This window comes from Pseudomonas sp. P5_B3 (genome assembly GCF_056400405.1).
Genome location: NZ_JBFULI010000086.1, coordinates 1 through 14490, shown reverse-complemented (window position 1 = coordinate 14490; position 14490 = coordinate 1). Strand labels below are relative to the sequence as shown.

The window sequence follows — 14490 nt, the reverse complement described above, 5'->3', positions numbered from 1 at the left end:
GAGTTATTCAGTATAGCGAAGAGTCTCCTCGATTTTTATTAGGTATTAAAAGAAAAACCTTCATGGGCGCTAATGGGGTTGATGTATCATCCATCAAATTAAGAAATAAAAAAAACACACAATCAGACTCATTAACTCTTATTGGTGTGGCTGCACTTGAAAAGTGGCATGGATATGACCGTGTAATTCAAGGAATAAGCAATTACTACAAGAATATTAATTCAAAACAAAAAACCAACGTCAACTTCATTATTGTTGGCAGTGGCAGCGTAGAACAAAATCTCAAAACGATGGCCCACGACTTGGAAGTTGCCCAGTACATCCATTTCAAAGGTACACTGAGCGGTCAGGCATTAACCGACATTTTCGATGAAGCAGATGTAGCTGTTGCTTCTTTAGGTGTACATCGCAAAGGATTGAGAATAGCGTCCGATCTCAAAAGCAGAGAGTACTTATCTCGTGGATTTCCGATACTAGTTTCAGCTGAAGATCCAGATATACCACACACCCTTGAGTTTATTTACGGCTCACCTGCTGATGACTCCGCAATTGACATCGAAAATCTTCTGGAATGGCATAAATCGTACACCAGCATTAGCAACGAGCCAGAAACACTTAGGGCTTTTGCTCTGCAGCATCTAGATTACAAATCGAAATCAATGATGTACACTAAAAACCTAACCAGAAATTAACATATTGAAGTACACCGTCAGCTCATCGAATCATTGAAAAAGCCGCTAACCTCCTATTAACCGAGCTGGCAATACTCCTATATCGGCAAGCCAGTATTAAGCACAGCAGCCAGACATGCTAAAATACTTATACTCATCTACCTTTCTTATAAATTATGTATTCTTCTTAATACCATTTCATTTATGGCTTAGCCTAAATGGCTATGCACCTCTTATATATTTATCATTTATCACCCTAACAGGCGTTATAATCACTATTTTCGCTATTTTTTCATCCCCGTACAGAAAAAACCTCACCCCTACAAAGAAAACACTTAAATATCTAATACCCTTTTTTATATTTACCACATACATGCTATTAGTGCAGATCACGAATTTTTCTATGGGTGATAGAATTGACAGCTATGGGCGCGGGCTTTTTCAATACAATCTGGGCGCCTTAGCAAACAACATCGCGTGGTTCATTATAGGCATGCTTGTAATGACTTACATATTTAGAACCCAAAAACATCGAGCCCCTTTCTTTACCTGGCTGGCGATAACTTTGTTTTATCTATCAGTATTAGATTTCAAAACACTAAGCATCGATTTTTCATCAACAATTGATGATAAAAGAAGTATATATTTGATATTTGCAGACTTATATGCAGTAATCGCAATAATCACAATTTCAACACAAAGAAAAAACAGCCTTTTTCTCGGAACTTTCCTAATATCCTTCCTGACTTTATACTTTCTAAATTCTCGAGCTTCTATGGTTCTATTTGGAATTTCTTTTATTTTACCATTACTAACGAAAAGCTCTTTTCGTTGGAAAGTCGCGCTTATCATTGCTGCAACAATCGCGGGATTCATCTTGCTTCTAGCATCTCAAGCCAACGATGCTGAAGGTTCTCGTATGTTGGCTTTTTTCAGCACGGACTACACGAATGATGGTTCATATATAGGGCGAATGATTCAATTCGACGCAGGCTTATCCCATATTTCCGCAAACCCAGTCATGGGTGGCTATAACTCTATACACAGAGATTTTGGCAATCATGGCGCGTATATGCACAACATACTTTCTTTCTGGCAGGTATACGGAATAATTGCATTTATTTTTGCCATTACCCTCTTTCTCATTACACCTTTAAAACTATCAATAAAAAACATGCTGAAGAAGAGTTTGCCTGAACATTCCCCACAGCTTAGAGCAATAATTCTACTGTCCACATACATTGTTTTACAAATAGCGTTTTCTCGATCCTACACTTGGAGCTACCCTTGGTTTTTGTTYGGCATGATTGTAGTCTATAATATAAATTTAAAAAAAACCCAAACAGAAATCGCTCGATCTCAGCAACCCCACTGGCGCACAAGCTACCTAAATGAAAATTAAGCTTGGTGTTCATTCTGCTATGACACTAGTTTTAGCATTCCCCTACCCGTAAAGCGCACTGATAAAACGCAATAGATGATTACGGGCGCCTCATATCCATTTACCTATAAAGTGGCCGACTTGCTTATTAATTTAATACAAAGCCAGAAAAAAAACACTGAAGGTCCGAAGCTATTTACCTTCCTCAATCATTATTCATACTCCTTGGCGAGGAAAACCCCTGAGCTCTTCCATGAATTTCATGAAATCCACTGCGACGGTATAGTTCTCTGCCTCTTCTTACGCATCATAGGCATTGATAAAAAACGTAAAAGCTTCGATATGACCTCCCTTGCCCCGCAAGTATTTAGCCGAGCGGTGGTGGAGAACAAGGATATTTATTTCATAGGTGGCGAACCTGGCATCGCAGAGGCGGCTGTAGGTAAATTTATCGAAGGGTATCCGCAGTTACAGGTTGCCGGTATAAGACATGGCTTTTTTTCTTCATCTTTAGAAAGGGAGCGAGAACTAAAAAAAATAGTCCTGAAGAATCCAGATTTTTTAATTGCCAGCATGGGCACTCCTTACCAAGAGCAATTTCTTATTGATCTTAAAAAAGCAGGGTGGAACGGTTGTGGCTATACAAGTGGCGGATTCTTTCACCAAACAGCCAAATCGGGACTTAGTTACTATCCTGCTTGGATTGACAAACTAAACTTGCGTTGGGCCTTCAGAATTAAAGATGAGCCAAAATTATACAGACGATACACCTTGGATTTCGTAAAGTTCATATTCTTATTCACTTACGACGCTTTATTATTCAAAATTAAAAAATAGATACTTGACTTTCTCCGCAGGCGGATATTGACTTTTTATTGAAAAAACCTAGCTATCCGACGGCATCGTCTATGCTGGCTCTCATACCAACTTTACTCTGTTTAATATTGATTTTCTTATTTATCGGCAAGCAAATTCACGACAGCAAGAATTAGTAGCCTTTTACCATTGAGGCTTGCACTACGCCTTTCGGGGATGTCGCCGAACAGTTTCTAGCTCCTTCTACCTATAGCGAAGAGTTGAATGGCCGACTTAAAAGCATGTTTTCGATAAGTAAGTAGTCGATGTTGGTGCTGCGCACTAGCCTCACCTCTCATGCTTGCTTTTCACTACAGGTGAGAATGGTTAGCCATGCTTCAGCTTTTTTTGTTGGGACCCAAGGAGGATGCCACGTCAAAAGTCGCCAAAAAAGTCAAACAACCACGTCGCCGACTTAATAAAACCTTATTAATTGCTGATCCGATCGGTTGTGTGTCACTTTCGGTCTTTCGATGTGCTCGCAGGGAAGGTAAAACGAACATAGCATCGACGCGCAAACTCTCATCAATAAAATTCAAGCGATCCTAGTAATCCTTACTAGCGCTCTTGGCCCTCGAAAACTCAGATTCGATTACTCCCCCTCTTATTCTTCATTTGAAAGGACTCATTCCTTTGACTAGAAAAATTTTGGTGACAGGCGGTGCCGGTTACATCGGTTCGCACACCACACTCGCTTTGCTCGAAGCGGGACACAACGTTATAGTGTTGGATAACCTCTGTAATAGTTCGGTGGAGTCGCTTCATCGAGTGGGGGGTATTTGTGGAAAGTTGCCCGAATTTATTCAGGGGGATATTCGCGACCGTGCGCTGCTGGATGAGCTGTTCGCTTCGCAGAGGATCAGCGCGGTATTACATTTCGCCGGTTTAAAATCGGTGGGGGAAAGTGTCCGCAAACCGCTCGACTACTATGACAACAATGTCGCAGGCAGTGTCACCCTGTGTCAGGCAATGGCCCACGCCGGAGTTTTCAATTTTGTGTTCAGCTCTTCCGCCACGGTGTATGGCGAGCCGACGCAGATGCCGATCCGGGAGGATTTCCCCACTGGCGTGCCGACCAATCCCTATGGTCGCTCCAAGCTGATGGTCGAGGATCTGTTGCAGGATCTGGCGAAATCAGACCCGCGGTGGAGCGTCGCCCTGCTCCGCTACTTTAACCCGGTGGGTGCACACCAAAGCGGGCTGATTGGCGAAGATCCCAATGGCCTGCCGAACAACCTCCTGCCCTATGTCAGCCAGGTGGCCATTGGCAAGCTCAAGCAGTTATCGGTGTTCGGTGCCGATTACCCGACGCAGGATGGTACCGGGGTGCGCGACTACATCCACGTGCAGGATCTGGCCGATGGGCATTTGTGCGCGCTACGGACAGTCCTCCAAAAAACCGGGGTGAACATCTGGAACTTGGGCACCGGTATCGGTTACAGCGTGCTGGAAATGATTCGGGCATTCGAGGAGGCAAGTGGTCGGGCCGTGCCTTACAAATTGGTTGAGCGTCGTCCCGGAGATATTGCCGAGTGCTGGGCCGACCCCACAAAAGCCGCCAATGAATTGGACTGGAAGGCCAAGCGCGGGTTGCCGGAAATGATGACCGATACTTGGCGTTGGCAAGCTGCTAACCCACAAGGTTATGGCCGGTAGCATCTCTCGTATGGCGTAGCGATCAGACGTGAACCATTACATTGGCACCACATACCCAATAACGACTGTTAGAAACAGCAAGTACGTTAGAAAACGTCAGACCTGTTAGGCATCCTACACAGGTATTCTTGAGGYAATGATCGCAAGATAAATCTCACTGAGGAATGACCCAGAGGTCAACTCTCATCGAGCTCGAATCAATAACTATACTTAACGCTACTGGACGCTCAGAGTTTTTGGCCTTGCACGCTCGCTTCTTAGCTTCACCGCCAATACCGACGATGCATCAAAAAGGAATCTACCATGACCAAACTACTTGCTTCCGTTCTAATGCTTTCTTTGAGTGCCTCCGTTTTCGCCGCTGAGCCTCCCGCAGCGTCTTCTGCTCCAGGCACTCCTGCAAAACCCGCAGCAAACGCTCCTTTGAGTCTGAACACCCCTCTCGTGGGCAGCCTGACCACAGGGACTGCTCTGGGCATCGGTGCCGCGGTTATAGCCGGAGCTGCTGCACTGTCATCCAGTGGTGGCGGAAGCAACAATGACGGCGGCACTACTGGCACTACCGGTACCACTGGTACCACCGGTACACGCTAAGCGCACCGCGAGGTCGATAGCCTTCTACCACCCGGAGCAATCTGGGTGGTTTCGTTCTGATGTGTTCCCTCCACAAGTGTCCTCAATCATGATTCGTAGTTTGTCGCTCGCTGTGCTTGCAGGTGTTGCCCTGCAGGGCTGTATGTTCTCGCCTGGTCAACACCTGGATACCAGTCAGGTTGGCCGTGAAGGCTCACCGGAAAGCACTCGGATCGAGTTGATTCCGATAACGCCCAAACTGATTGCCCAGAACGCGGCGACAAAAGTGCAAGCCTCGGTGCCCGCCGAGTTGTTGGCGTACAAGCCGGGGGCTTACCGGATTGGCGCCAATGATGTGTTGTACATCACCGTGTGGGACCATCCTGAGTTGACTGCGCCATCGGGCCCGCAACAGCAAATTGATGCGAACGGCCGCCTGGTACGCCCGGACGGCACCATGTTTTACCCCTATATCGGCAATATTCATGCTGAAGGCAAAACCATCGAGGAGCTTCGCGGTTTTATTGCCGAGCGCCTGACTCAATTCGTCGACAGCCCCCAGGTTGACTTGAGTGTTTTGCGCTTTGCCAGTCAAAAAGTCGTTATTTCCGGTGCAATTTTGAAAGCCGGTCAACAACCCATTACCACTTCGCCGCTCAGTGTCGTCGAAGCCATGGGCACTGCTACTGTCGATCCATTGAATGCCGACCTTGCCGGCCTGACACTGACCCGGGACGGACGTGAGTATCCGCTCGACCTGGACTCGCTGAACAGCAAAGGCTCGCAGTTGCATAACGTCTATTTGAAAGACGGCGATCAGTTGTACCTGCCCTACAACGACCGGAAAAAGATCTACGTCATGGGTGAGGTCAGCCAGCCTCGGGCGCTCACGTTCAAAATCAATCGGATGAATCTGGCCGATGCGGTCGGAACGGTCGGTGGACTGAACCAGGCCACCTCCAATGGTAATGCGCTGTATGTGATTCGAGGTGCCGAGAACCTTGAAACCGAGCCGGCAAAAGTCTTTCAGCTGGAAGCCGAATCGCCAACCGCGTTTGCTCTTGCCAGCCGCTTCGATCTGCAACCCCAGGACATTGTCTACGTCGGCCCTGCAGGCGTGACCCGCTGGAACCGCTTGATCAGCCAGTTGCTGCCATCGGCCGTTATCCTGGGTACTGGAGCGGCGGCCACAAACAATCTCAGTGAAGCCAGCAGTCGATAAGGTTTGAGCCGCTTTGAAAACTTTGCGTAACAGCTCATGCCTGGCGGTGGGATTACTGCTGTGTGGCTGTAATCCGTTGATGCAGGCGTCCCTGGATACCTTTAAAGCCTCCACACTGGGCGCCCCGTCGCTGGAATTGACTGCGGCGCAAGTGGAGGCCGTGCCCTATGCGCAGATCAAGGTCACCACGGACGAAAGCGAGGGTGTGTTGGCCAAGCTACGCCAACAGGGCGACCTGGAGTTCTGGGTCGCCTCCGGCAAACAAGTGTTGTTGATGCGCGATGGTCTGGTCGTGCGCAGCGTCGGCCTGGGCATCAATCTCGATGGCACGCGCTTCGACGGCGAGTCGCCGTTCAAGCTTGGTTTGCAGCGATTGCCCGACGGTTACAGCAGTACCCGCTGGATAGATGTCTATCAGGGGCCGCGGGTCGGACTGGCGGTCAACAGTCGCTTCAGTCGACAGGCCATCGAAACCGTCACCATCCTGGACAAGGACTATGCGTTGCAGCGCATTGACGAACGCATCGACATACCCGAGCTGGGATTCAAGGCCACCAACCGTTTTTGGGTCAGGCCTGACGATGGCTTGATCCTGCAGAGCGAACAACATCTCACGCCGGAACTTTTCTTGAAGATTGTGCAATTGCGCCCTGACCGGGAGACGGCTCGGTGAGATATTCGAAAACGCTGTCGGCTTGCCTGTTGCTGGCCAGTTCTGCGATGACTCAGGCCGCTGTCACGGTCACGGGTGATGTAAAAAACGCCGGGGCCTTCGCGTTCGTGCCAGGCACACGCTTGCTCGACGCCGTCAGCCAGGGACGCCCGAACCCCGAAAGTTACTGGCTGGCCGCCGCCTGGCTGCACCAGCCACTGGTGGAGCAGCAAATCCGCCTTAAAGCCGGTGTGCTGTTCGATCTGAAATTGCTGCAACGTGGGGCCTTGCTTGAAGAAAAAAGCAGCCTTGCAGCCTTGGCTGCGCGCCTGTTGGAAGAGGTCAGCCGACTGCCCGTTACCGGCCGCAGAGTCGCGGTGCTCGACCCCGTGGCGCTGGAGGTTGCGTTCGCCCGCAATTACTCGCTCAGTGATGGCGACCAGCTGATTTACCCTCTACGCCCGACTACGGTCACTGTCCAGGGCGCAGTTGAACAGCCCTGCGCGCTGCCTTATCGCGCCCTGCAGCCCGTCCAGGAATATCTTGAAAGTTGTCTGCCGGTGACCGACGCCGATGCCGATTACCTGTGGTTGATTCAGCCCGATGGCCAGGTCAGGCGAGTCGGCAACGCCGCCTGGAACCGCGAAGACGGGGTGTTTGCCGCCGCAGGCAGCACCATTCTGGTGCCCGTGCGCAACGATGATCCGGACCTGCCCACACCCGACTTAAACGAGCAACTTGCCCAGTTTCTCGCCACCCAACCGCTGCCCGAGGTGGCCCCTTGAAGTTACGTTTCGCCGCCGTAGTGTTGTTGCCCTACAGCCTGGCTCATGGAGAGCCGCGTTTTACCCAGAGTGATTTTGGTGGCGTGGGTTTGCTGCAAACCCCCACCGCACGGATGGCTCCCGCCGGCGAATTCAGCCTGAACGCCAACCGGACCGACCCCTATTCGCGCTATAGCATTTCAATACAGCCCCTTGACTGGCTGGAAGGCAGTTTCCGTTATACCGCTATCGGCAACCAAAAATACGGGACCGAGGCATTAAGCGGCGACCAGGTCTATAAAGACAAGGCGGTCGATGTCAAAGCCCGCCTCTGGCAAGAAAGCCACTGGTTGCCCGAGGTCGCGCTCGGCTTTCGGGACGTTGGGGGCACCGGCCTGTTTTCCAGCGAATACTTTGTGGCGAACAAACGTTACTACGATCTGGATTTCAGCCTGGGCATTGCTTGGGGCTACATCGGTAACCGCGGGGATTTAGAAAACCCGCTGGGGTACCTCGATGAGCGCTTTGATACACGCCCGGTAAACACGGGCGCGGACGCGGGCAACGTCAATACCAACTTGTATTTTCGAGGCTCGCCCGCGTTGTTTGGCGGTGTGTCCTATCAGACGCCCTGGTCGCCCTTGAGCTTGAAACTCGAGTTCGACGGTAACGACTACAAGCACGAGCCATTCAACAGTAGCCTGAAGCAGGACTCGCCCATCAACATCGGGGCGGTGTTCAAGCTAACTGACTCCGTCGATTTGACCGCCGGTTGGGAGCGCGGCAACACCGCGTTGTTCGGTATTACTTTTCATACCAATTTCGCCAGCCGCAAGGCGCCGGCCAAGCGCTACGACCCCGCTGTCGAAGCGCTGCCGGCACGCGAGCCAACCACGCCGCTCGACCAGGTCGACTGGGCGGGAGTTTCCAAACGGCTGGAAAACAACTCAGGTTATAAGGTCGAGCGTATTGCTCAGCGCGATTCCGAGCTGATTGTGTATGGCGAGCAGTCGCGCTATTTCTACTCCGCCAAAGGTGTGGGCCGGGCCAGCCGGATTCTGGACAACAGCGCGAATGACGAAATCGACTGGTTCACGATGGTGAACAAGCGTTACGACATGCCTGTGGACGAAGTCAGTGTGCCGCGCGACACCTTCCGGGCCGTGGTGAACAACCAACAAGACCTCACAGACCTGCACCGCACCACCGAATTGAACCGGGCCACGCCACACATTGAAAACACGCTGTACACCCAGGCCCTCGAGCGTTTTACCTATGGTATCGGCTTGGGTTACAAGCAAAACATTGGCGGTCCCGACGGCATGCTGTACCAGCTGACTGCTGATGTGGACGCAGAATACCGCTTTACCCGCAGTACGTGGACGAGCGGGGTCATCAGCACCAATCTGCTGAACAACTTTGAAAAGTTCAAGTACGACGCGCCGAGCAATCTGCCCCGAGTGCGGACCGATTTGCGCAAGTACGTCATCACCTCTGATGTAACGATGCCGACATTTCAGCTCAACCATGCCAAGCAGCTGGATCAAGACTTGTTTGGCATGGTGTATGGCGGTTATCTGGAGTCAATGTTCGCCGGGGTCGGCGGTGAATTGCTGTACCGCCCGATGGGCGAGCGCTGGGCCCTGGGTGCTGATTTGAACTATGTACGCCAGCGTGACTTTGACCAGGGTTTTGGTCTGCGCGATTACAAGACCGTGACCGGTCACATCACCACCTATACCGAACTGCCGTTCGATTTGCAGGCGGCGGTCAGTGTCGGGCGTTACCTGGCGCGCGATTGGGGTGCCACGTTTGATGTGTCGCATGAGTTCAGTAACGGCGTGAGGTTCGGTGGCTGGGTCACCCGCACCACGGCTTCGGCAGAAGAGTTCGGCGAGGGTAGCTTCGACAAAGGTATCTATATCTCGGTCCCCTTCGACGAGTTGATGAGCGTTTCCACGATGCGTCGCGCCAATCTGGTCTGGGCTCCTTTGACCCGCGATGGTGGCGCGCGTCTTAACCGCCAATATTCGCTGTACACAATGACCAATGGCCGCGACAAAGATGCGTTCTATAAGAACTTTGAGAAAATCACCGAATGAGGTCGTTACTCCTGGGTGTCACACAACTTTCCCAAAGCATACGCACGCTGTTTTTCATCAGCGTCAGTGTGGTCTTGCTGACCGCCGCTTTGCGAGCGCAACCGGTTCCCGAAGCCTTTGCCCAGGAAGACAAGCTGCATCACCTGGTTGGTTTTTTCGCGTTGTCTTTTAGTTGCCAACTGGCATTCATGGGGGTCAAGGCGCGCTGGATTGCCTTGGGCTGTCTGCTGACGGGGATCCTGATCGAATATGCACAAGCACTGATGCCGCTGCGCACGGCATCACCTTACGACGCCTTGGCCAATGCTGTCGGTGTGTTGATCGGCTTGATTGCGTGGCGTTGGGTGCAGCCAGTCAAACAGTCCGCCGGGTTCCCAGGCACTTAAGACCATGGCTTCGTCCATGAGCATAGCGAGAGTTGAGAGGCTCTGCCTATTGGCGGGGGCATCTTAGTGCTGTCCGCAGTAAATGACGGTTTCTCTTATACATTGGAATAAAGGACGCTTCTATGATCCGTAAATGTCTGTTCCCAGCTGCCGGCTATGGCACGCGCTTTCTGCCTGCCACAAAGGCCATGCCCAAGGAAATGCTGCCGGTTGTGAATAAACCTCTGATCCAGTACGGCGTAGAGGAAGCGCGGGATGCGGGTCTTCAGCATATGGCGATCGTTACCGGTCGTGGCAAGCGGGCTTTGGAAGATCACTTCGATATCAGCTACGAGCTGGAACATCAGATTCGCGGTACCGAAAAAGAGAAATTCCTGTTGGGCACTCGGGAGTTGATGGAGACATGCACGTTCTCTTACACCCGTCAGGTAGAAATGAAGGGGCTTGGACACGCCATTCTCTCTGGTCAGCCGTTGATCGGTGACGAACCCTTTGCAGTGGTGCTGGCTGACGACCTGTGTTTGAACCTGGAAGGCGATGGTGTGCTGTCGCAGATGATCGCGCTCTATAAGCAGTTCCGTTGCTCGATCGTGGCCATCCAGGAAGTGCCCAACGACCAGACGCACAAGTACGGCATCATCGCTGGCGAGCAGATTCGCGAAGGTGTTTACCGGGTCACCAACATGGTTGAAAAGCCTAAACCGGAAGATGCTCCGTCCAATCTGGCCATTATTGGTCGTTACATTCTGACGGCCGATATCTTTGACTTGATTGCTGATACCGAGCCTGGCAAGGGCGGTGAAATCCAGATCACTGATGCGTTGATGAAGCAGGCACAAAGCGGCTGTGTATTGGCTTACAAATTCGAAGGTCACCGCTTTGACTGCGGCGGAGCGGAAGGTTATATCGACGCGACCAATTTTTGTTATGAGAATTTGTACAAGAAAGGCCTGTAACCGGTATTTTTTAGCTCTTGGGTGCCGCGTTTTCGAGCGGCCATCCATCTTTTTCAAGGCAGACCACTATGAACGCTTCCAGATCACCGATCGACTCTGTCTATAAATCGCTGGACCCTTTTGCACCGGGCAATATGGTTTTTGGGCAGAAGTTCACCGAGGGCAACAGTGGATTGATGGCCTGGTTGCGGACATACGAAAGCGTTCTCCCTACTATCACCCCACAGCCAAAGTTGTTGGTGGAGCGCATCGGGCTCTTTCCTTCCTCGGGTGATATTCGGTGCATGGTCGGTAATCCTATTGCGGTACTCGACCACTTGCGGACCCTGTATGCCAGTGAAGCACTGGATGTGGATGACAGCGACGGCCTGAGCCTGACGTTCTCTGAATGGCGCTTCAAGATCTGCCCAGCGGGGAGCGAGATCCTGTTGAAGGTTGAGAGTCGTGGCGATGTTGCACTGATGCAGAAAAAAACTGCAGAGCTGCTGGATCGGATCGAAGAGAAAAAATAGTAGTGAATTCTGGTGACGCCACTTCGCCAGAACTCACAATCGAAGCAAAATCTACAACCTTGACGATTCTCCGCGAGTGCGCCAGTGAGGCTGCTTGATTGCCTTTTCCGCCCCGGAAAGAGTGACTGCGAAAGAGCTCAAGAGCCTCTCGGCTGTATATTTTGGAATGCTCGTACTCAGCATGATAATCGCGAGCCCCAGCATGAGGGCCGTCCGGGGAATTTTGCGGATTTCCTTTCGCTCCAGCCTGAAAAGAAATACGCACGCCGCGGCTGACCCCACGACCGCCCCGGCAATCGCTTCCGGCAGAGGATGAATCGTCCGCCCGACATACTGGACGCTGAACCACCAGGTCGACAGCAGCCCCACCCCCAGTGCCAGCCATCGAAGCCGATGATCCAGTTGGCGCAATAGCAAACTCAGGACCACGGTCGACACCAGGCAGGCGTTCATTGCGTGGCCGCTGATGACCGCGATATCCAGGCTTTCCAGGCCGATTCCCCAGCCCTTGAACAACACTTTACTGAGACCTACGACAAAATAGGCTACGAACAGTACGCCTAGCCATAAGAGCGCGAGTTTTCTGGATGCCATGCACCACAGCCAACCGGCGACGACCATGGCTGCTGGAAGCATGACGGTGATGCCGGCGTATTGTGCGATGTACAGTTTTGACTCCAATCTACTTCCTCACGCCTCGTGCAATTTCCCAGTGCAATGGGCACTGGGCGCGTGTTCAGTAGGTACAACGCTCATCGATCCAAAAAGCACTTCAGGCGATTCTCTACGACAACCACTGAATAGCTCGCGATGTGCATTGCCAGTCCGTCCTCTATCAGGGCTTCGAGCAAGGCAGCTTGTGCCGCGAAGCGCAGGTCGCGGTCGAGTTTTCGAGAGGCGTGCATCTGATCGATCAGAGCATGCGTGACTTGATAAGGGGTGCTGCCTCTCAGACGCCCCAGCCAGACGGGGATTTTTTTTGCGGCTTTGGATTGTCTGATACCCAGCACGCACGTTGCCTTGTCCGAAGCGGTGTTTTTCGAAACCTCCTCGATTTCTTCAAACACCTCGGTCAATTTTTTTAGTGCGTAGCCAAGCATCAAATCATCAAACGCATCCAAAAACATATACCTCTTCACGCTGTGAAGTTATTTCTACAAACACACATTCCCAATTATTACATTACACTTTATTCCATATATGTACTGGACGTATTCTAACGATCAAAACGCCTGATAAATAACATTACATTTGTTAGCGCGAAGACTAACTTTGCCAGTGTATTAATTGACTTTTTATAACAATAATTGAGCCTGCAATCGAACTATATAGACTTCAACGATATCGGTAATTGCACGCAAGGTGCCGCGAGCGTTATCAGGGGATTCAGGCGTCAGATGATCTGGTTGCAAGGCGCTGACCGTCAGATCAGTTGAACCTGTGAGCCCGCCTGGCATCCTATTTATCGACACCGCGCCCCACCTTTCAAACACCTGTTTTCAGGTTGTTGCCGCAGGGGGCATTGATACACGTACGCGCCCTTGAGTGGCTGTCAGCGCTCGGGTAATGTCATCAGACCCATAGGACAGAGCACGCCCATGACTTCCAAGCTGGAACAACTTAAACAAATGACCACCGTGGTTGCCGACACCGGCGACTTCGAAGCTATCGCTCGCGTTAAACCCGTGGACGCCACCACCAACCCTTCCCTGCTGCTCAAGGCCGCGGCCATTCCGGCGTATGCCGAGCTGCTGAACGCCTGCGTCAATGACTGTAAGGGCGATGTGGGCCTGGCCAGCGACCGTTTTGGCGTGGCCGTGGGGCAAGAAATCCTGAAAGTGATCCCGGGCCGTATTTCCACCGAAGTGGATGCGCGCCTGTCGTTCGACACTGACGCCGTGTTGAAGCGTGCGCATCGCCTGATCGAGCTGTACGACAAGGCCGGTATTGGCCGCGACCGCGTGCTGATCAAGATCGCGTCCACCTGGGAAGGCATCCGCGCTGCCGAGATCCTGGAGAAGGAAGGCATCCAGACCAACCTGACCCTGCTGTTCTCCTTCGCCCAGGCAGCCGCTTGCGCCGATGCCGGGGTGTTCCTGATTTCGCCATTCGTAGGCCGCATCTACGACTGGTACAAGAAAGCCAACGGCAACGACTACACCGGCGCCGATGATCCAGGCGTGCAGTCGGTGACACGCATCTACAACTACTACAAGGCCAATGACTACAAGACCGTGGTCATGGGGGCGAGCTTCCGCAATCTGGGCCAGATCGAGCAACTGGCCGGCTGCGACCGCCTGACTATCAGCCCGGACCTGATCGACAAGCTGGCCGCGGATACCGGCAAGCTGGAACGCAAGCTGGCGCCAGGCAATGCCGGTGAAGCGCGCCTGAGCCTCAACGAGGCGCAGTTCCGCTGGTTGTCCAACGAAGATGCGATGGCGACCGAGAAGCTGGCTGAGGGGATTCGTCAGTTCGCGCGGGATCAGGAGAAGCTCGAGGCGTTGTTGCAGGCCAAGCTGTAACGGCTGACGGGCAAACGCAAAAGGGCGAACCCTCACAGGTTCGCCCTTTTTTGTGGATGCTGGGTAATGTGTGGTGTTTTGRCGGACGCCATCGCGAGCAAGCTCGCTCCCACAGGGATTTGCGGGATGGCTGAGGTCGTGTGCTGAACGAAAAACCTGTGGGAGCGAGCTTGCTCGCGATGGGGCCAGTCCGGCCCACATCAATTCGGAGCTTGAGCGTTGTTGCAGGCCAAGC

At 52.1% G+C, this 14490-nt stretch carries 14 protein-coding genes; 12 read left to right on the top strand and 2 right to left on the bottom strand.

Features of this window, described 5'->3' with window-relative positions:
- From AC1DRN_RS28740 to AC1DRN_RS28690, 11 genes are all read left to right on the top strand, one after another.
- Positions 1-692, top strand: a 692-nt coding sequence (locus AC1DRN_RS28740; RefSeq protein WP_477786874.1) for a glycosyltransferase, incomplete at its 5' end; no start/stop codon positions are given.
- A 382-nt stretch (positions 693-1074) separates the two neighbouring features.
- On the top strand, positions 1075-2073 hold the full coding sequence (locus tag AC1DRN_RS28735; protein ID WP_223462661.1) for an O-antigen ligase family protein: 999 nt from the start codon (positions 1075-1077) through the stop codon (positions 2071-2073).
- A gap of 120 nt (positions 2074-2193) precedes the next feature.
- Positions 2194-2889: a WecB/TagA/CpsF family glycosyltransferase gene (locus AC1DRN_RS28730; RefSeq protein WP_223462660.1), complete on the top strand. Its 696-nt coding sequence runs from the start codon at positions 2194-2196 to the stop codon at positions 2887-2889.
- Positions 2890-3540: 651 nt separating this feature from the next.
- A complete protein-coding gene (gene galE, locus AC1DRN_RS28725) occupies positions 3541-4563 on the top strand; it encodes a UDP-glucose 4-epimerase GalE (RefSeq protein WP_223462659.1) in 1023 nt (340 codons plus the stop codon).
- A 682-nt stretch (positions 4564-5245) separates the two neighbouring features.
- Positions 5246-6358 carry a polysaccharide biosynthesis/export family protein gene (locus AC1DRN_RS28720; RefSeq protein WP_223462693.1) on the top strand — a complete coding sequence of 371 codons (1113 nt, stop codon included), beginning with the start codon at positions 5246-5248 and terminating at the stop codon, positions 6356-6358.
- A 13-nt stretch (positions 6359-6371) separates the two neighbouring features.
- Positions 6372-7031 carry a YjbF family lipoprotein gene (locus tag AC1DRN_RS28715; protein WP_317851129.1) on the top strand — a complete coding sequence of 220 codons (660 nt, stop codon included), beginning with the start codon at positions 6372-6374 and terminating at the stop codon, positions 7029-7031.
- Positions 7028-7795 (top strand): capsule biosynthesis GfcC family protein, encoded by a 768-nt coding sequence (locus AC1DRN_RS28710; RefSeq protein ID WP_411740712.1) that lies wholly within the window; start codon positions 7028-7030, stop codon positions 7793-7795. Before AC1DRN_RS28715 ends, AC1DRN_RS28710 begins: the two co-directional genes overlap by 4 nt.
- Positions 7792-9876: a YjbH domain-containing protein gene (locus tag AC1DRN_RS28705; RefSeq protein ID WP_223462657.1), complete on the top strand. Its 2085-nt coding sequence runs from the start codon at positions 7792-7794 to the stop codon at positions 9874-9876. The genes AC1DRN_RS28710 and AC1DRN_RS28705 overlap by 4 nt, the downstream gene beginning before the upstream one ends.
- Entirely contained in the window at positions 9873-10262 is a 390-nt protein-coding gene (locus AC1DRN_RS28700; protein WP_223462656.1) for a VanZ family protein, read from the top strand. The genes AC1DRN_RS28705 and AC1DRN_RS28700 overlap by 4 nt, the downstream gene beginning before the upstream one ends.
- Positions 10263-10384: 122 nt before the next feature.
- On the top strand, positions 10385-11218 hold the full coding sequence (gene galU, locus AC1DRN_RS28695) for a UTP--glucose-1-phosphate uridylyltransferase GalU (RefSeq protein ID WP_223462655.1): 834 nt from the start codon (positions 10385-10387) through the stop codon (positions 11216-11218).
- A 68-nt stretch (positions 11219-11286) separates the two neighbouring features.
- Positions 11287-11730 (top strand): phosphohexomutase domain-containing protein, encoded by a 444-nt coding sequence (locus AC1DRN_RS28690; RefSeq protein WP_223462654.1) that lies wholly within the window; start codon positions 11287-11289, stop codon positions 11728-11730.
- A gap of 51 nt (positions 11731-11781) precedes the next feature.
- On the opposite strand, the gene AC1DRN_RS28685 is transcribed toward AC1DRN_RS28690, so the two are convergent.
- Positions 11782-12411 (bottom strand): hypothetical protein, encoded by a 630-nt coding sequence (locus tag AC1DRN_RS28685; RefSeq protein ID WP_411740711.1) that lies wholly within the window; start codon positions 12409-12411, stop codon positions 11782-11784.
- Positions 12412-12482: 71 nt separating this feature from the next.
- Entirely contained in the window at positions 12483-12857 is a 375-nt protein-coding gene (locus AC1DRN_RS28680) for a hypothetical protein (protein WP_223462653.1), read from the bottom strand.
- A gap of 471 nt (positions 12858-13328) precedes the next feature.
- On the opposite strand from AC1DRN_RS28680, the gene tal reads away from it, so the two are divergent.
- On the top strand, positions 13329-14255 hold the full coding sequence (gene tal / locus AC1DRN_RS28675) for a transaldolase (RefSeq protein ID WP_223462652.1): 927 nt from the start codon (positions 13329-13331) through the stop codon (positions 14253-14255).
- Positions 14256-14490 lie beyond the last annotated feature (235 nt).